The organism is Terriglobus sp. (assembly GCF_965201105.1).
Taxonomy (GTDB): domain Bacteria; phylum Acidobacteriota; class Terriglobia; order Terriglobales; family Acidobacteriaceae; genus Terriglobus.
This window is the reverse complement of record NZ_OZ241741.1, coordinates 3,882,186-3,900,714: the sequence shown is the minus strand read 5'-3', so window position 1 is coordinate 3,900,714 and position 18,529 is coordinate 3,882,186. Positions and strand designations below refer to the sequence as shown.

The 18,529-nt window shown below is 62.7% G+C and carries 15 protein-coding genes; 8 read left to right on the top strand and 7 right to left on the bottom strand.

Features of this window, described 5'->3' with window-relative positions; genetic code table 11:
- The first annotated feature begins 2 nt into the window (after nt 1-2).
- On the top strand, nt 3-788 hold the full coding sequence (locus tag ACOFKT_RS17130; RefSeq protein WP_419805200.1) for a glutaminyl-peptide cyclotransferase: 786 nt from the start codon (nt 3-5) through the stop codon (nt 786-788).
- Between the two features lie 64 nt (nt 789-852).
- Here ACOFKT_RS17130 and ACOFKT_RS17125 read toward each other — a convergent pair whose 3' ends face one another.
- A complete protein-coding gene (locus tag ACOFKT_RS17125; RefSeq protein WP_419805199.1) occupies nt 853-2,310 on the bottom strand; it encodes a diguanylate cyclase domain-containing protein in 1,458 nt (485 codons plus the stop codon).
- 337 nt (nt 2,311-2,647) lie between these two features.
- Between ACOFKT_RS17125 and ACOFKT_RS17120 the strand changes: the two genes are divergently transcribed.
- Both ACOFKT_RS17120 and fabF read left to right on the top strand, forming a co-directional pair.
- Nucleotides 2,648-2,890, top strand: coding sequence for an acyl carrier protein (locus ACOFKT_RS17120; RefSeq protein WP_263414355.1), 243 nt, complete (start codon nt 2,648-2,650; stop codon nt 2,888-2,890).
- Between the two features lie 44 nt (nt 2,891-2,934).
- The gene (fabF, locus tag ACOFKT_RS17115) at nt 2,935-4,185 is read left to right on the top strand and encodes a beta-ketoacyl-ACP synthase II (RefSeq protein WP_419807186.1); all 1,251 of its coding nucleotides are present in this window, start codon (nt 2,935-2,937) and stop codon (nt 4,183-4,185) included.
- 88 nt (nt 4,186-4,273) lie between these two features.
- Here fabF and ACOFKT_RS17110 read toward each other — a convergent pair whose 3' ends face one another.
- Nucleotides 4,274-4,759: a DinB family protein gene (locus ACOFKT_RS17110; RefSeq protein ID WP_419805198.1), complete on the bottom strand. Its 486-nt coding sequence runs from the start codon at nt 4,757-4,759 to the stop codon at nt 4,274-4,276.
- A gap of 91 nt (nt 4,760-4,850) precedes the next feature.
- Between ACOFKT_RS17110 and ACOFKT_RS17105 the strand changes: the two genes are divergently transcribed.
- Complete coding sequence (locus tag ACOFKT_RS17105; protein WP_419805197.1) at nt 4,851-5,798, top strand: helix-turn-helix transcriptional regulator; 948 nt, start codon at nt 4,851-4,853, stop codon at nt 5,796-5,798.
- On the opposite strand, the gene ACOFKT_RS17100 is transcribed toward ACOFKT_RS17105, so the two are convergent.
- Both ACOFKT_RS17100 and ACOFKT_RS17095 read right to left on the bottom strand, forming a co-directional pair.
- Entirely contained in the window at nt 5,795-7,732 is a 1,938-nt protein-coding gene (locus tag ACOFKT_RS17100; RefSeq protein WP_419805196.1) for a mechanosensitive ion channel protein MscS, read from the bottom strand. The two genes, ACOFKT_RS17105 and ACOFKT_RS17100, sit on opposite strands and share 4 nt — an antisense overlap.
- A gap of 647 nt (nt 7,733-8,379) precedes the next feature.
- Nucleotides 8,380-9,264, bottom strand: coding sequence for an inositol oxygenase family protein (locus ACOFKT_RS17095; protein WP_419805195.1), 885 nt, complete (start codon nt 9,262-9,264; stop codon nt 8,380-8,382).
- Between the two features lie 254 nt (nt 9,265-9,518).
- Here ACOFKT_RS17095 and rsfS point away from each other — a divergent pair, with 254 nt between their 5' ends.
- The 4 genes from rsfS to ACOFKT_RS17075 all read left to right on the top strand — a co-directional run bounded on the left by rsfS (nt 9,519) and on the right by ACOFKT_RS17075 (nt 12,221).
- Nucleotides 9,519-10,193, top strand: a complete 675-nt coding sequence (gene rsfS, locus ACOFKT_RS17090) for a ribosome silencing factor (RefSeq protein WP_419805194.1) — start codon at nt 9,519-9,521, stop codon at nt 10,191-10,193.
- A gap of 76 nt (nt 10,194-10,269) precedes the next feature.
- Nucleotides 10,270-10,911 carry a DUF4126 domain-containing protein gene (locus ACOFKT_RS17085; RefSeq protein WP_419805193.1) on the top strand — a complete coding sequence of 214 codons (642 nt, stop codon included), beginning with the start codon at nt 10,270-10,272 and terminating at the stop codon, nt 10,909-10,911.
- Nucleotides 10,912-11,099: 188 nt separating this feature from the next.
- Complete coding sequence (locus ACOFKT_RS17080; RefSeq protein ID WP_419805192.1) at nt 11,100-11,321, top strand: hypothetical protein; 222 nt, start codon at nt 11,100-11,102, stop codon at nt 11,319-11,321.
- Between the two features lie 243 nt (nt 11,322-11,564).
- Nucleotides 11,565-12,221, top strand: coding sequence for a hypothetical protein (locus tag ACOFKT_RS17075; RefSeq protein ID WP_419805191.1), 657 nt, complete (start codon nt 11,565-11,567; stop codon nt 12,219-12,221).
- Nucleotides 12,222-12,456: 235 nt separating this feature from the next.
- Here ACOFKT_RS17075 and ACOFKT_RS17070 read toward each other — a convergent pair whose 3' ends face one another.
- From ACOFKT_RS17070 to ACOFKT_RS17060, 3 genes are all read right to left on the bottom strand, one after another.
- On the bottom strand, nt 12,457-13,560 hold the full coding sequence (locus ACOFKT_RS17070; RefSeq protein ID WP_419805190.1) for a phosphatidylinositol-specific phospholipase C1-like protein: 1,104 nt from the start codon (nt 13,558-13,560) through the stop codon (nt 12,457-12,459).
- A gap of 85 nt (nt 13,561-13,645) precedes the next feature.
- Entirely contained in the window at nt 13,646-16,975 is a 3,330-nt protein-coding gene (locus tag ACOFKT_RS17065; protein WP_419805189.1) for a carboxypeptidase regulatory-like domain-containing protein, read from the bottom strand.
- A gap of 250 nt (nt 16,976-17,225) precedes the next feature.
- Complete coding sequence (locus ACOFKT_RS17060) at nt 17,226-18,455, bottom strand: GRP family sugar transporter (RefSeq protein WP_419805188.1); 1,230 nt, start codon at nt 18,453-18,455, stop codon at nt 17,226-17,228.
- Between the last annotated feature and the right edge of the window lie 74 nt (nt 18,456-18,529).

Genomic DNA, 18,529 nt, shown 5'->3' with positions numbered 1-18,529 from the left:
CGATGCGAACGGGTTTGGTTGCGGCTTTGACCGGCGTGCTTTCAATGGGTGTGCTCACCGGCTGCATGGCGGTGCCGGCGCGAGCGGCGGTGCCCACGTACGGCTACCAAGTGATCCAGCGGTTCCCGCACTCCACACAAAGCTATACCGAAGGCTTCTTCTTTCTGGACGGCCTCTTCTACGAGGGCACGGGCCTGGAAGGCAAATCCGCGCTGATGGCCATTGCGCCGTCCACGGGACAGCCGATTCAGAAGCACGACCTCGCGCCGCAGTACTTCGGCGAAGGCATCGTCGACTGGGGCGCGAACCTGTACGAGTGGACGTGGCAATCGCACGTCTGCTTCGTCTACGACCGCTTCTCCTTCCGGCCGATCAAGCAGTTCAGCTACACGGGCGAGGGCTGGGGCATGACCCACGACAAGGCCAGCATCATCACCAGCGACGGCACCAGCACGTTGCGCTTCCGCAACCCGGCCACGTTCGCGGAAACACGCCACATCGTGGTGCACGACGGCCCCAAAAAGATTGAGGAGCTCAACGAACTGGAGTTCGTCAAAGGCGAGATCTACGCCAACGTGTGGCACGACGACCGCATCGCGCGCATCTCGCCCAAAGATGGCGCGGTGCTGGGATGGATCGACCTGCACGGCATTCTGCCGGACTCGCAGCGGGTCAACGCGGAGTCGGTGCTGAACGGCATCGCCTACGACGCGCAGCACGACCGGCTCTTTGTCACGGGCAAGCAGTGGCCGGCGATTTTTGAGATCAAGGTCGTCCCGAAGAAGTAAATCGTCCCAAAAACACAAGAGTCTCAGCAGCCCCGGCACGCCGCAGACACGCAGCCTGAAACGTTCAGTTCGTCGTCAGCAGCGACAGGACGCGGTCCAGGCCGCCACGCGCGCCCTTCTGGCGTCGCTTGTCCTCATACATGCGCTGATCGGCAATGCGAGCCAGTTCGCTCGCGTCCGTGCTGTCGGCCGGATACACCGCCATCCCGACGCTGACGGAAACCTCAATGGTGCGCGCGCTCGCGCTGCCCTGCACCAGCACGGGCTTATCCACGGCGGCGCGTATGTCCTGCTCGATGCGCAGGGCATGGTGCAGCACCGGACTCCTTTCATATTGCGGGCCGTTTCCGTCGCCGCTGGGCGCGGTACCGTTTCCGTCCGGAACCGTTTCTGCGAATCCGTCCAGCTTCTGGTCTCCTGTCCGCCCCCATCTCCGCTCCTTCCTGGGCGCGCGCGCGGTCTTCACGTCCGCGGCCAGCAGCGTGAACTCGTCGCCCCCCGTGCGGGCCAGCGTGTCGGTGCGGCGTACCACCCGCAGCAGACTTTCCGTCACGTTCCGCAGCAGTGCGTCGCCGGCGTCGTGGCCCAGCGTGTCGTTTACTTCCTTGAAGTTGTTCAGGTCCAGGGCAAACAGGATCAGCGCGGTGCCGTCGCGCTCGGCGCGGGCAATGGCGTTGCCGATGCGGTCCTGAAACAGCCGGCGATTGGGCAGGCCGGTCAACTGGTCGTGCAGGGCGAGCCATTCGTTGCTCTCCACCTGCCGCTCAAACAGCACCAGCAGAAATCCCGTGGTGATCAGGAACTTCTGCATGTTCCACACCTCGCTGGCCAGGGTCACGGAGCCGGGATGCGCGGTCGCAACCCAGGGGTGCGTGGCGAAGCAGGCCGCCCACACCACGAAACCGGTGACCACGGCCACTTTGCCGCTGCTTCGTCGCGGCAGCGTCCAAAAGAACGTGCCCGCGGTCAGCAGGTACACACCCGCCAACAGCAGGTACACCGCCAGCCGTGGCGACCGCGCCAGCGCAGCGCCCGCGACGGGCAGCCACACCGCAACCGCAGCCAGCAGGAAAGAAATCGGACGCCGCAACGCGAGGCTGCTCCCCACGGCAATCGCGATCCCCGCCAGGGCGATGCCGGTGTAGACCACGGCACCCTTCACCCCGGCACCGTACGCCGTCAGCAGCAGCACGGCAGGCGCGGTATTCAGCGCTGCATACAGGGCAGCACGCGGCAGGCGTTGCAGCCCCTGCAGCGACGAGCGCAGAAAGACCACCCCGGCCAGCAGATACGCGTCCAGCGCGATCACGTGCAGGCTGCGGTGCGCAAACTCAGGAAGACGGGCGCCATAAAGCAGGCGTGCCGTACATTCCAGCAGGATCAGCAAGAGGCCCGCCATCCACATCCGGATTTCCTGCTGCGGATAGCGGCGGCGCACCAGGTGAAGCACGCCCAGCAGGATCGCCATGGCAAACAGGTCAGGCAGCAGCAGATTGTTCATGACCCCCACGGCGGGCGACAAAATGGCAAAACCTGGGTGATGCCCAGCGGCCTGCATCTATACAGAGGAGTGAAACGGCAGGTTGAGCAGAATTGTATGACGAGAAAGAACCAGAACGGCGAACTTTCCCGCAGGGAACCGTCAAAACCACGGCCGGCCTGCTGGTATCGAAAGCGGCAGGTCTGTACACTGCCTTAGGCGGCAAGACGCTACCGGCAGCTACCGGGCGCGGAGGCCGGGAGCTTTGGAACCGTTTTTCCGGACGAAACCGGTGAGGCAGGCTGGGCCGAAGTCAGGGCCGGCGTCGAAATCAGCGCCAACCCATTGAAGCATCAGATTCTCAGGAGAAAGTACAAACATGGCAACCGTGGACGAGAAGGTAAAGAGCATCATCGTGGAACAGCTGCAGGTGGACGAGGCCGAGGTCACCCCCGGCGCGTCGTTCCAGGAAGACCTGGGCGCCGATTCGCTGGACGTGGTGGAGCTGGTCATGCAGTTTGAAGAAGCCTTCGACATCCAGATCCCCGATGAAGACGCGGAAAAGATCAAGACCGTCAAGGACGCGACGGACTACATCGAGTCGCACACAAAGGCGAAGTAACGGTGGCGGAAAGTTCTACGGCAGCGACGGAAAACGGGCGCACCATCCTGGCTCGCCGGGTCGTGGTCACCGGCATCGGTCTGGTCTGCGGCATCGGCAAGACGGCGCCCGAGGTGTGGGACAGCCTGATGGCCGGCCGCAGCGGCATGGCCGAAATTACGGCCTACCCGCTCGAAGGGCACTCGGTCCGCTTTGCCGCCGAGGTCAAAGGGTTCGATCCGCACCTGTTTATTGAAAAAAAGGAAGCCCGCAAGATGGGCCGCTTCATCCACTTCGCGATGGCAGCCAGCGCCGAAGCGATGGAGCACTCCGGTCTGCAGGTGACGGACGAAATCGCCGAGCGCGTCGGCGTACACATCGGCTCGGGCATCGGCGGCTTCGACGTGATCGAGCGCGAGCACACCAACCTGATGCAGGGCGGCCCGCGCAAAATCTCGCCGTTTTTTATCCCGGCTTCCATCGTCAATCTTGCCGCCGGTCACGTCTCCATCCGGTACCACGCAAAGGGCCCCAATGAGGCAACCGCAACCGCGTGTACCTCATCGGCGCACTCCATCGGCGACGCCTTCCGCATCATCCAGCGCGGCGATGCGGATGCCATGATCGCAGGCGGCGCCGAAGGCGCCATCACGCCGCTCAGCGTCGGCGGATTCGCAGCCATGAAGGCGCTGTCCACCCGCAACGACGACCCTACCCGCGCCTCCCGCCCCTGGGACAAGGACCGCGACGGCTTCGTGGTCGGCGAGGGCGCGGGCATCCTCATCCTGGAAGAGCTGGAGTTCGCAAGGGCGCGCGGTGCAAAAATTCTGGGCGAGGTGATCGGCTACGGCATGAGCGCCGATGCCTTCCACATGACCGGCATGGCGCCGGAAGGCGAGGGCTGCAGGCGCGCCATGCAGGCCGCTCTGAAGACCGCCGGCATCGCGCCGGACGTGATCGCATATGTCAACGCGCACGCGACCAGCACTCCCCTGGGCGACGCCATGGAGTCCAAGGCGCTGGAGCACGTCTTCGGCGAACGTGCGCTGAACCATGAACTCCTCGTCAGCTCGACCAAGTCCATGACCGGCCATCTGCTGGGCGGCGCGGGCGGCCTGGAAGCGGGCATCACGCTGATGGCCATGCAAAAGAGCATCGTTCCGCCGACCATCAACCTGGACGACGTGGACCCGGAGTGCCGGCTGAATTACGTGCCGCACAAACCCGTCGAAAAGGAAGTGCCCTACGCCCTGTCGAACTCCTTCGGCTTCGGCGGCACCAACGGTTCGCTCGTCTTCAAACGCTGGGACGAGTAGGCGTCCGACCGCTTCAAAGAAGGGGGCATGGCCAGAGCCATGCCCCCTTGCTTTTGAGCACCGGCCGCCGACTCGGCGTGCCTGCGTTCTACGCCCGGTCGTAGAACATGGGCGGTTCGATCCCCAATGCGCGCAGGTAGACATAGCCCTGCCCGCGGTGGTGGATCTCGTTGTCGACCGCGTACTGGATTGCCTCCATGCCGGAAACCTCCCACTGGTCGTAGATCTTGATTCGGGCATGGAAGCGCTCAGCCGGAATGGCCGGAAAGATCGCGGCGATTTTCCCGGTGTGCTCGTCCCAAAGTCGCAGAATGCTTGCCTTGTCCGTGGGCTTTGTCGCTGCGGTGTCTCCCCAGGTGCCACTCGCTACCTGATTCGCCACCGGCAGCGCCATGCCCAGGAATTCATGTACGAGCACGCCGAAGGGGCGCATACCGCCAATGGAAAACGCAAACAGCTGGTCTTCGGGAAAGGCCTCGATCACCTTGCGGGTCAGCCGACGGTGGCCCTGCCAGTGCTCCAGCAGTTCCTGTTGTGTGCATGGGCATGCTGCGGATTGTGTCTCGTCTGCCATTGCGATTCTCCTTGGCCCTTTCTGGGCTCGACCTAAGGCTACGGAGCATTGACGACAGCCCCTGTCGTAAATTCACGAAAGGATCAAGCCTATGTACGACCCCATCATGCGCGTCTTCACCGTGCTGGAGATTCTGCAAGCGCGGGATCGCGTCACCGGTGCGGATCTGGCCGCGCGTCTGGAGGTCGACCTGCGCACCGTGCAACGCTACATTGTGCGCCTAAAGGACCTCGGCATCCCGGTCGATTCCTCGCCGGGCGTGGGCGGCGCCTACCGGCTGCGGCCCGGGTATCGCTTGCCGCCGCTGCTGCTCACCAATGAAGAAGCCTTTGCGCTTTCTCTCGGCCTGCAGGCGCTGAACCAGGTCGGCCTTGCCGCCTTTGCGCCGGCCACCGAAGGCGCACGCGCGAAGCTGGCCCGCGTTCTGCCCGAAAGCCTGCGCGAGAGCATCCGCACCGTGCAGGAAGTTGTGGCAATCGAGCCAGGACCATGGGTGGTGCCCACCTCCGTGGAAAGCCTGACTCGCGCCGCCACCGCCATTCGCGCCAGCCGCCGCGTGCGCTTTGGCTATCGCTCGCACACAGATGCTGCGACGCACCGCGAGATCGAGCCATACGCGGTGCTGCACACCGACGACCGCTGGTACCTGATTGGACACGACATTGCACGAAAGGCGTTGCGGACCTTTCGCCTGGACCGGGTGGAACACCTGGAGCTGTGCAGCACCACCTTTCAGCGCCCGCCGGAGTTCGACGCGCGGCAGTACCTTGCCGGGCGCATGCCCTTTCTGCAGTCGACACACCAGATCGATGTGTGGATCGACATGCCTATGGAAGAAGCGCAGAAGAACTTTGCGCTGTGGCGCATCGCCGCCGAGCCCGAGGGTGACGGCACCCGCCTGCGCTGTAGCCGCGACCAGTTGGAACTGTTTGCCGCGATGCTGCTCAGCACCGGCCGCCGCATCGTGGTGCGCAGCCCGCAGGCGCTGCGCGACACCTTTCGCCGGCTCGCCGCCGGTGCGCTTCAGGCCGCCGGTTAGCTCTTTACCACGGCTCGCACCGTAGGCGTGCCGTCGATCACCTCGTTCATCTCAGGCTTCTGCGCGGAGAGGCGCAGAAGCTCTTCAATAATCTTCTGGTCAACCGCCGCGGCTTGCGGAATCTCTACCGGGTACAGCACGGCAAACTGCGGTGCGTCCGTTAGCTGCAGGCGCGATTCGATCGCGGGCGCCTGGATCGCCGTGTCCAGCCACGACTCCACACTGCGGTGCTGCGCCTCCAGCTTCGCCTTATACGTATCGAACACGCCCTGCACGATCGCCTGCACCTGCTGCAACACGGGCTCATAGTTTGTCGCCGGCTTGAACTTCAGGGTCAACTCGTGCCATGCATACCCCGTACCCGGAATCTGCTTGTACAGCGGCGTGCCCGTCTGAAACAGCACAGAATTCGCAAACACGGCGACGCGTCCGGTGGAGTGCAGCTCCGTTCCGGTGCCGGTCAGCTCCAGCATGTAAAACCGGACCAGCCCGACCTCCACCACCTCGCCCGTCACGCCCGTCACGCCCGCAACGGTGATGCGGTCGCCCACGCGCACGCCATACCGGCCCACGATAAAGAAGTACGCCGCAACCGACAGCAGGATCGTCTGCAGGCCCACCGCAATGCCCGCCGTGATAAACCCGGCAAACGTGGCCAGCGAGCTGAACTGCGTCACAAAGCCGAAGATCAGCACCAGCCCGCTCAGAAAACCAATGGCAATGCGGCGAATCAGCAGGATCTGGCGGCGGCGGCGCGTGTCCTGCACATACCGGGTCGTGGCACGTCGCCACACCCAGCCAAACGCGAAGATGGCCCCCAGCGCGATCGCGATAAAAATGACGCGCACCAGCAGCGAGTGCAGCACTGAGCTTTCCGTGGCAGCGACCGACGCCCGCCAACTGCCATAGGTGGCCTGCGCCTGCTCCAGCAGCAGAACCTCCTGGCTGAGCGGAACTGCAACGTCAGACAGCGTGGTGAACGCGTCCGCCAGGTCGTCGTAGCTCTTGCGCTTCGCCTGCAGGTCCACGGGGGACGTGCCGGTGTCTGCCGCCATGTGCTGGCTTTCGGCCATGGTCGCCCGCAGCACGTCCAGCAGCGGCTTGCGAAGATCGCTCGCCTGATCGTGCAGTTGCTGCAGCGTCTTCACGCGTTCGTCGATCGCGCGCTCGGTGCCGAGCAGTTGAAACAGCACCGTCGCCTGCGTGCTCACGCCGGCATCGCGTAGCGACGCCATTCCTTCCACCGTCGCAGCAATACTCTTGTGCGAACTTTCCACCAGTTCCGGCACGGAGTGCTGCAGCTGGTCGATATTGCCCTGCAACCCGCCCTGGTTCGCGGTCGAGGTCACTGCGATCTTCTGCAGCGCGCTCACCACCGCAGTCAGCAGCTTGATCTGGCCCTCCACGTCCCCCTGCTGATCCAGCAGGGCTCCCCGCTGCGACGCTCGCGCATGCGCGACCTGCTGCGTCAGCGCCGTATCCTGCGCCTGCAGGTCGCTGAGCCGCTGCGACACGTTTCGCAGATTGTCCGCAACCTTGTTGGCTTCCTCGGGCGCCGGGGCTCCACCGCTCGTCGCGGTTCTCCGCGACGGAATGCGCAGGAGAAACGACGCCTGGCTCCGCGCCGCCTGGAAGGCGAGCTGGCCGATCCGCGTCGCCTCCGTTTGTGTCTGCTCCGCATACAAGACATCGCTCGGCTCGCCGATCTTCTGAATCGGCACCACCGTCATGCGGTAGTAGCGCACCGTCTCGCTCAAGTGCGACAGGATCGCGCGGGACTGCGCCGCGACATCGATGCCCTGGATCAGCCCGGGCGGGAACGGCGTGGGCAGCGCCGCGATCTTCTTCGCCGTCTGTGGCGCGGGAGCGGTCGGCTGCCCCGGCTGCGCGCCCGCCGAGACAGACGCGGCATCTGCCGCGCCTGCCCCTGCCATCGGCGTCTGCACCGTGGCCGAGCTTGCCACTGTCGAGGAACTCGCATTGGCCGAGTACGCGCGTTCCGAGGAACTCGCGTCCGGCGATGTTCCTCTTGCCGCAGAATTCGTATCCGCTGCGGCCCCGGTCTGCCCCGCTGAAGTCCGCGCCGGCACCGCGTTCGCCGCTGCCCTGCTCCCGGCACGGGCAGGTGCGGTCGCGGCCTCCGGCCTCTTCTGCGCGCAACATGCCGCCGCGATCAGGCCGACCAACACAGCGCAACGACAAAACCGTATGGGAAACGCTCGAGTATTCACTCCTGGTTAGATGAGTCCCGCCCGCCGGTAAAACCTGAGACCACCGCGGCCAACACAGAAACTCTGAAGCAGCTTTAGCCGCCCAGGTAGCCCCACAAGCAAACCCATCACAAACAGGGCTTTAGCCCCCGAGATAGACCACAAGCCAACCCATCACAAACAGGGCTTTAGCCCCCGAGATAGACCACAAGCCAACCCATCACCACAGGGCTTTAGCCCCCGAGGTAGCCCCACAAGCCAACCCATCACCACAGGGCTTTAGGCCCCGAGGTAGACCACCTTCCACAAACAACAAAGCGCACCGCGAAGCGGCGCGCTTTGCCCCATTCCGGCCGGCCAGGCTCGGCGACCTACCAATCCAGCTCCCTTGGAAAAAACTCCGCGAACAGATCGTCATAATACGGCTTCAACTCGGCCATATCCGGCTTCGTGTGCCCCTTCGAGTACAGGTCATACGGGTTGAACTTCAGCACCGCCGGCAGCATCGCGCGGTCCTGCGCGTTGCACAGGTAGTCGTACGCCCCATGCCGGTGCCACGCGTAAAACGAGTGATAGCGCAGCATGTACAACGCTTCCATCGGCAGGTGATTCTTCATCACCTCGTAGATATACCCGTCGTGCCCAAAGCTCATGTGCACCTTGTCCAGGCCGCAGCCCGGCTCGTAGATGCCGTACTTCGTCGAGTACACCGGGTGCTTGAAGTCCGGGTTCGCCTTGAAGTACTCCGGAAACACGATCTTGTCGGAGTACGCGCAGCCCGTCGGGAACGTATCGCCCACCACGCCCCATTGCGGCTCGCCATACAGGCACAGGCACTTGCCCAGATCGTGTACAAAGCCGGTCGCCACCATCCATCGCGGATGCCCGTCGCGGCGAATCGCCTCTGAAGTCTGCAGGAGGTGCTCCATTTGGGTCAGGTCGGTGTCCGGGTCGCTGTCGTCCACCAGCGTGTTCAGAAACTCCGCCGCCTCCCAGATCGATTTCCTGCCGCGCGACAGGCCGAAGTATTCCTTCTCCTTGCCAAGCACATAGCTGTGCGACTGGAACTCGTGGTTCAGCCGGTAAAACTCGGCCACGCCGGGGTTCGCCTCCGCGTCGTACACGCGGAACTCCTCCTCGGTCTTGCCTTCCTTGTAGCGGCCTTGCAGAAACTCTTCCCAGTCGTCCTCGACCGGCAGCAGGTTCTTGTTGTCTTCTACCGCCGCCGCTTCCAGATCGATCACCGCTGTCGCCATTGCCCGCTCCTGTCGTAACCGCCCGGCTGTTGCTCCCGGCGTGGAATTCGCAGCCGAAGCGCGATTCCCCTTTACGTTAGCGCTAACGATACGCACGCCGCACAACCGTTGGCAAGCATTTTCCTCCGCAACTTTCGTTTATGGCCGACGCCGTTTTGTCCTGCGGCCACGCTCAATCCGAACCGCAGGTCACGCCGCCGCGACCGTTGGCGTCGTATGCTCGAACGGGTGTGTTCCAGCACCCAAGGAGTTGCATGCCCACGCTCGAAACGAACCAGTTGCTCAGCATCGCGGTCGACGCCGCGGACAGCCGTAAAGCGGAGGAGATCCGCATCCTCCAGCTCGACCCCAGCGAAAGCGCGCTGACCGACTACTTCCTGATCTGTAACGGAACCAACGAGCGCCAGAACGCCGCCATCGCCGACGAGATCGAAGGCCGCCTCAAGCGCGAGTACGGCATTTACCCGAACTCGGTCGAGGGCCGCCGCCAGGGCGAGTGGATCCTGATGGACTACGTCGACTTCGTCGTTCACATCTTTATGCCCGAAAAGCGCGAGCACTACGGTCTGGAACGCCTGCGCAAAACCGCCACGCGCGTGAGCATGGACGACCTGAACAGCGAGATCACCAAGGCCCTGGCCGACGCGCGCAGGAAAACTCCCGTCGCCGAACCCGTCGAAGGCGAAGAGGAAACCGAAGGCAGGCGCGGCGGCAAAACCGGCCGCAAAACCTCATCTCGCGTCTCGAAAGCACTGGCCGGAACGGTCGAGATCGCCAGCGAAGAAGCCCCCAAGAAGGCCAAAGCCGGCGTCAAGAAAGCCGCCGCTAAAACCGCCGCCAAGAAGACACCCGCCAAGCGCAACGTGACCCCCCAACCCGCGGCGAAAAAGCGCAGCAAAAAAACCGCGGCCAAGAAGAAAACCACGTAAGCCGTAAGAATCGCAAGATCGTAGCGCAAAAGGCGCACACCGGAAGAGCCTGGGCATCCTACCCGCAGGTGAATCCATGTCTTTCAGCCCTGGAAATCTCGCTGCACTCATCATTGCGGCCAGCTTTGCTGCCGGCCTGAACACCTACGCAACGATCCTGACGCTCGGCCTTCTATCGCACACCGGCTGGGTCGCGCTGCCGCAGGGTCTTGAAGTCCTGGGCCACCCATGGGTCATCGGCGTCAGCGCTGTGCTCTTCCTGGCCGAGTTCGTCGCCGACAAGATTCCCGCGCTCGATCTCGTCTGGAACGCTCTACACACCTTTATCCGCATCCCCGCCGCAGCCCTGCTCGCCTACCGCGCCGCGGACCACCTGTCGCCGCCCATGCAGATGCTTGCCGTAGCCGCCGGCGCGGCCATCGCCATGGTCTCGCACGGGTCGAAGACCGCGGTCCGCGCCGCCGTCACCGCCAGTCCCGAGCCAGCCTCCAACATTGCTCTCAGCAGCATCGAGGATGTCACCGCTGTCGGCCTGACCTGGCTCGCAACCAGGCACCCCTGGTTCAGCGCGGCCATCGCGCTCACGCTGCTCACCGCCTCCATTGCCGCAGTCCGCTGGATTCTCCATCGAGTCCGCCGCGCCGTCAACCGCCTTCGCAACCGCCTGGGTGGCAGAGCCGACGGTCGCCCACTGCTCGAAGCCACAAACCTCCGCTAGATTGATCGCAAATTGCGCCAGGCGGCGCAATCTCATCGGCTGGTCCAGTGCAGTTCGTGTGGTCCTAGTAGAGGTGTTCTTGCCAGCAGACCTAGGCACGGACGTTCCCGCATGGATTACGCAGTAACGTCTTGCCGCTCGCATCCCGTTACGTGTATCGTTCGTCTCATTCTCAGCAAGGTGATTCCATGAACGGCGCACAGATCGAAACACTTCTGGACCTGATCGACCGAAACGTTAGCTTGACTCGTAAGGAAATAGCTGAGTACATCGTCAAGCACAAGGGTGCCATCGCTAACAGCTTAGCTAAGGATGGTGTCGCGCAAATTCAGACACGTGGTGGCTCGCTCACCATCACGCGCAGCGATCTAGAGCACGAGCCGGACTCCATGACGGCGGCTGCTGCGTAAGTGCTGGCCCTAGCGGTCAGCCTCGTTTTCGCCCTCTACATTCTCGGTCCGGACCTTTTCTCGCGCTTGATCTTGGGCCTCGTCGTGCCGCGGCGAGTCGTCCCGCTCACGCGGGGTGAAGAAGTGTCCCGAGCGGTACTGTGGTGTCTGTGGCCGTTGACCCTTTCCCTCCTTTGGGCTTGGGCATGGGGAACATTGGCTCGGCTCTGGACCTGGGACAACCTGAGAACTTGTGTTGCAGGCTTGTACAGTGGACAATTTTTCCGCGAACATCAGGGACAATGGTTCCATGCGGCTAATCAGTTCTTGTGGTTGAACTTCGCTCTGCTATGGCGTATTTATTTCCTTCTGCTGATCCTTACGGTGTTGTTCAACGTAGTGATCAAGAATTACGCAGCCATCCGCCGCAAGCTTGCGGCTTTCCCCCGTTGTCGGAAAGTCCTCGCCAGCATCGTGCTGCCACGCGTTGCGCCGTGGCACCTGATTTTATCGGGGATGCTCGTGCCAGAGAAGAATCTGACCATCCATGTTGACATCCTGACGAAGTCAAACATTCTTTACCAAGGGCGGTTGGAAGATCGTCAACTTGGGGCAGATGGCGCCCTCGTTAGCGTAACGCTCGCCGAACCTAGGCGCTTCCGACGTGATCAGTATCTGGCACATCAGGCGTCAAGGGAGAAATCTAGCAAGTCAACAAAGAAGATCTCTGCCGGCGTGAGCGGTGAATTCAGCAACACAGTCGCGGCCGGTCCCAAGCAAGACAATGTGGGCACGACGGCACCGCAGGCGGACGAAGCCGCTGTGTTCTGGAAAACTATTCCGACCAACATGTTCATCGTCATGGGCGGTGAAATCTCAACTATCAATTCAGATATGTCCCTGAGAAGAAAGACATCTTGAACGACTTGGACGTAGCGTCAGCACTGGCGCAGGTTCATGAACTTCTGAAGGCGCTCAAGGGCAATCACCAATAAGGCTAGCGAATGCGGTGAGACAACCTCCTAGTTTGGGTTCTTGCTGCTGGCCCGAAATTGCTAGTTTCATTAGTTCTTCACGTCGCGCCATCGGCTGCACTAAACCTCCGTTAGGCTGCCGCGCTGACAAGAAGCGAGCCGCGTCTCGGCTTGGTTCTGTTTTAGCGATCGTTCACCTTCGCATCGCTGCAGTCCTTGGGCGCGTTCAGCGGGTTGCAGCGGGCGGCCAGATCATTCGGCAGCTGCACAATAAAATCCGACCACTGCGACTTCTCGCCCGGCGGGTAGTCGGTGCTGATCAGCTGCGCGCCGGAGTGCAGCGCGAGCTCCCGGCGCGTGGTGTCGCCCGTGTGCGCCTCGGTCGTGCCCTCATCGGTGCGTGTGCGCACAATGATGCCCTGCTTCACCGAAGCATCGATTGACGCCGCCGTGCCGCTGTTCTGCTCCTCAAACGCCGACTCCGGCGTGCCCGGCGCTGAGTTGGTAAACAGCACGCGGCCGCGCAGCGCCAGGTGCCCCTCGCTATACATCGCCGTGAACTTGCGGTTGTCCAGCAGAAACATTACCTTGCCGCGCGCGCTGTCCAGCGTCGGCCAGCCATGCGCCGCAATCCCGGACGGCAGATCCTTGCCCGTGCCGCGCACGTCATCCGGCGTAATCATCTCCGCCGGCGAAAACACAGTGCGAATCTCCGCATCCAGCGCATCAAACACCGCGGGCGTGAACGGCTCCGGCTCCGGAGTTCCCGGCAGATTCGGCTTCTCCTCCTTCGCCTCGACCAGAATAAAAATCGGCACGTGCTTCGGGTGCGCCTCCGACCACGCCTTCACCTGCTTCAGGCAATCGGTGAACAGCGTGCAGCTCGTCCGCTGATCGATGCCGGTCACGTGCATCACCTTGAACCCCGGCTGGTTCATCCTGCCGTCGGTGTTGTACGGCGCGTCCGCAGGCAGGCCCGCCTTGGCAATGGCGTCGTCCGCCGCCAGATGCGCATAGCGACCACCCTTCCTGTCCGCGTGTACATCGATCTCAATCTGCCGGACGCCATGATCCAACTGCACCGGCAGTGGCGGATGACTGTAATTCAGCGAGTACGCCGCCTTGGGATTGTTCTTCTCCAGCAGCGCCTTCACCCCCGGCGTCAGTCCCGTGTGGTAACTGTTATGGCTGCCCACCACCTGTATCTGGTTCATCCGGACATCAGCCTGGGCGAACAGCGTGGAGGCACTGAAAAGGATGGTGCAACCTGCAACGGAACGTAGCATTTCGATCCTTGGCGTGAGAGGGGTTGAACAGGCACGGCCCGCGCGACAGAAGCACGGGCCGTGTTGGGATCGGGTCGTGCCCAGGTTAGAAGATCAGCTTGCCCGCCAGCTGCAGCTGACGCGCCGGATAGGCCGTATTCACAACGCCAAACGATCCACCATTCAACGTGGTGTTCGGCGGGCCGAGGTTGACCTTGTTCAGGACGTTGAACGCTTCCGCGCGCAGGTCGAGGTTCACGCGCTCCGTAAAGACTGGAAACACCTTGTGCACGCCAAGATCCGCCTGGTAGAACGGCGTGGACCGGAATGCGTTGCGCGACGTGTTGCCCCAGGGATACGTCGTCGGTGCCGTGAACGCATTGGGGTTCAGGTAGTTCGTGATGCTGCCACCGCCGACGGTGCGAACGCGGGCGTTCGTCGCCGTGTTGAACGGCTGGCCAAAGACGCGGTTCGGACGATACGTGACCAGGTCGGACACATACAGCCCGTTTGAAGTCGGAATGTTGTACGTGATGTTGAGCGGCAGACCGCTGGTGACCGTATTGATCAGCGTAAGCTGCCAGCCGCCCAGAAGCGCGTTGGCAACATAGCCGGAGTTCCCACCGAAGCGTCGGCCGCGACCGTACGGCAGGTCATACACCACCGACAGGGTGTCGTTGAGCGGCTGATCGTAGCCGCCCGGGCCGTAGTCATTCGACGAGTTCGCATAGTTCACGCGCGAGTTATCACCGCTCGCCGTTTCAAGGTGCCCGCTCGACAGGTCGAACAGCCGGCTATACGTGAACGAGTTCAGCAGGAACAGGCCAAGATTGCTGCGCTTCTCCGTGCGGATCTGCAGCGAGTTGTAGTTCGCCGAGCCCTCACCGTAGGCGATCTCAATGCCGGCAAAATTGTTGATCGGCCGGCGCGCCTGCAGGTTGGGGCAGCCCGTCGCCAGCAGGCATGGCGTGGCCTGGTTGTAGTCCGCAAGAATCTGCAGGTGCGAGCTCTTGTTGCCGACGTAGTCCGCCGCAACCAGCCAGCCTGCACCCAGGTCGCGCTGCATGCCCAGAAAATAGTTCTGCACATACCCCGTGTTGAAGTTGCGCGGAATGTAACGGGATAGCACGTTGAGCGGATTAAAGTTCGAAGGCGCGGTCAGCCCGGTAGCATATCCCTGCTGTGTCTGGCGGAAGCAGTTCGCCTGCACCTGGGTGTCGTTCTGGCAGAGCGGATTGGTGATGGGCTGCGTAATGCTGGCATTGACCACGTTGGGGCCGTTGTAGGTCAGGTTGTTTTCACCGCCGGCACGGTTGAACTGCGTGTACACAATGCCGTAGCCGCCGCGCAGCACAGTCTTGTTGTCCGCGGAATAAGCAAAACCGAAGCGGGGGCCGAAATTCTTTTTGGGAATGTCCACCAACGCCCGGTTGTAAATGCTGCCGTTGCTGGCGTTGACCAGGCTCCGCGTGGTGGGATTGAAGTTCGCCAGCTTGCTGTCGCGCTCGTACTGCGGCGTGACCAGCTCATACCGCAGGCCGGCGTTGACCGTCAGCTTCGGCGACACCTTGATGTCGTCCTGCACATAGCCGAAGTTGAACCGCTGCCGCAGGTTCACAATGGCAAACGTGGTAAGCGAGTAACTGGAACGGTTGCCGAACAAGAAGTCGGCAAGGTTGTACAGGTTGTTATTCGCGGTCACACCCACCGGCTTGCTGAACTGACCGCCGTAGTTGTCCTGGCCGTAGCTGGGATTGAAGTCGTTGACCTGCGTGTTGACGCCCTGCCACTCATAGCCGAGCTTCAGCGTGTGGCGGCCGCGAATCGTCGTGTAGTTCACCTTTGGGTTAAAGATCGTCGGGTTCTGAAACTGCGGGTTTGACGGTTGTGCGCCGAACTGCGAGTAGCCGGAGATGGCCTGCGCGTTGAGCGTGCGAACGATCGTGGGATCCGTGGGAAGACCGTCGGTGATGCCGCTCTGGACCAGAATCGACGGCTGGCCGACGCCGATGGGCGACTTGCCGCCTTCGTTATGCGACCACCCGAAGCGAACGTCCAGCAGGCGGGTCGCCGAGAGCGTAATGGTGGCGCCACCGGCGATGTCGCGGTTCAGAAGGTGGACGTTGCCGTTGCTGTTACCGCCAGCAGCGCCCGGAATACCGGGCGGGGTAAAGATGGCGCCGCGGTGTTCGCTGTACCGCGCAAATACCGACAGGCGCGGCGAAAAGGTGTAATCGATGCGGCCGTCACCCTTGTCGTCGTTGATGGTGCCGCGGGGCGTCGAGGTGAAGTTGTTGGTGTTGCCGGCCAGGTTATTTAACGGCAGCGCCGCAAACACGTTCTTCGCAAAGGGGGTAATGTCCGCCTGTGGAACAACGCCGTTGGCGTACAAGCGGCCCGTGATCGGATTCCGTATTGGAATGCCGATGATGCCGTTGCGCTGGTCGGTGGTGGGCAACGACGAGACGGTCAGCGCCTGGTTAAAGATCTGGCGCGTGCCCTCATAATCGGTAAAGAAAAAAGCCTTGTCTTTGAAAATTGGCCCGCCAAACGTGCCACCGAACTGGTTGCGGATGAGCTTCAGGTGCGTGCCCGGCGTGCTGAAATAGTTGTTCGCGTTCAGCGCCGTGTTGCGGTTGTAGTCGTAGGCCTTACCGTGAAAGGAGTTGGTGCCACGGCGGGTCGCCACGTTGATCACAGCGCCCGGATTGCGGCCGTATTCGGCGGAATAGTTGTTGGTCTCAACGCGGAATTCGGCAACGGCGTCGGGCGAGGGCGGAATGTTCTCATTCGCGAAGCCCTGGTTCGACGTGCCGTAGTTGTTGTTGTCCAGGCCGTCCAGCAGGAAGTTGTTGAACGCGGAACGCTGGCCGTTGATGTTGAAGGAGGCCTCACGGCTGTCGGGGTTCTGCGTTTCCAGTGCGGACCGGCGCGCGCCCGGCGCCAGAAGCACCAGGTCGGCGTAGGAGCGGCCGTTCAGCGGCAGGTTCTCCACCTCGCGCGTGCCGATCACCTGGCCGCGGGAGCTCGTCTCCGTCTCTAGCTGCGTCGGAAGGCTGGTCACATTGACCACCTCCGTCGAGGAACCGACCTTTAGATCGGCATCGACGCGCTGACGGGCGTTCACCGTCAGCGGAAAGGTCGCGCTCTCATACCGGGCAAAACCGGAAGCTTCCGTAGCGACCTTGTAGTTGCCGATCTTGACGCTGGCAAACTGGTAGCTGCCGTCCTTGCCGGTTTGCACGGTCTGCGTCACCTGGGTATTCACGTCCGTCAGCGTCACGGTGGCGTTGGGCACGGCAGCGCCGGCGGCGTCGCGCACGTAGCCAAGCACGGATGCGGTATCGAACTGGGCAAAGACGGAAATCGAGCAGAACAGCAAGAAAATCGCGCAGCACAGGCGAAGGCCGTACGTGCGGGAGGTGCGAGAGGGCATTGCGTACTCCTGGTTCGGATACAACTATCCTGCGTCATCGCGAGCGAATCGTGATGACGGTTCCGTGAAACTCGTTTGGATAACGGGAGCCACTATCTGCTTCCGTTAGCGCTTACGTCAAGGGATTTCTGCGGAATGGAACCAGACGGACACGCCGGGCGCAGCTCTCGCGGACAGAAGCACGCCTCGCCAAAAACAATTGCGGCTTCAGCCGCCGAGGTAGTAACGTCTCCAACCGCGCGCCTGCCGCTCAGGAAAACCTTGTCTGCCGATACAGCCGCATCGACGCCGCCACCAGGCTGAACACCAGAACCACGGCGAGCACGGCGATCCAACGGACGTTCATCGAAAGCGCGGGACGCTGCGCCTCTGTGGCAAGGAACAGGAACACCCCGCACGCGGCGACGACGATCGCGTAATCCCACCAGCGGCGGCGCTCACTTCGATCGAACTCCTCACCCGTCTGCGCCAGCAACGTGCGCTGGTAATCCAGGCCGTAGCGGTCGCACTCGCGGGCCAGCGCCTGGTTGACCGACGTCTGCTCCTTCGCCGAGGCCACCGCCGTGCTGACCGCGAGCGCACCCAGGATCATCAGCACGGAGCCGGCGATAACCAGGGCGCGGTGCGCGCTGTCCGCGTGGCGCAACTCACCAAAGACCAGCGCGCCCCAGGCAAGGCCCCACAGCTGGTTGGTGTTCGACAGCGGAATCCCGCGGCCGATGCCAAGGTACTTGCAGGCAAACTGCTGAAACAGGTCGCCCACCACCCAGATCATGCCGCCCAGGAATAGCCAGAAGAGCACCGGCCGGATGACCGCGAAGTGGAACGCCGGGGCATTCGCGCCGCCATCCAGCGTCCACACCAGAACGAGCATGGTCACGAGCTCGCCCACGGTGAATGCGGTCACAAACGAAAGCGGGTTCATGCCGCTCAGGTAGGCCTTGCGGTAGGGCACGTACATGGTGCCCCACATCAGGCTGGCACCCAGCGCCGCCAGCAGGCCGCCGCCCACGTGCGCGCCCATGCTGCTGCCCGCCTTGATCGAACTGAAGCCGAGCAGGATGGCCGCGGCAATGATCAGCACCGTGCCCAGCAGTACCTTCAGGATGTTGCCGCGGCCCGCGCCCTTGAGTTCTCCAAACAAGAGGCGTCCCCACAAGAGGCCGACCAGCGAATTCGTGTTCCACAGCGGAAATGCGATGGTCAGGCCAACGTCGCGCACCGCAAACACGGTCAGCGTGTTCGCCACCGCCCAAAGCGCTCCGGCCAGGATCGCCCAGACGATCAGGTGCTTCTTTTCCAGAAGATCGGCAAATACGTACGTCGTTCCTTTCAGCAGCGTCGGAAATGTCCACCGCGCGGTGAACACGCCCGCGACCATGCACAGCGAAATCGTGAACGGCGAAAAACCCGCCGTGACCAGCTTGGTCGGCGCCTCCGCCGCGCCCAGCCACACGCCCGCCGTCAGCCCGCACAGCACACCGAGCGAGTGCAGCGAGCGAAGCGACGTGGCGGAATCGGTGCGGGTACTCAGTGTAGGGCTCCATTCAGGCG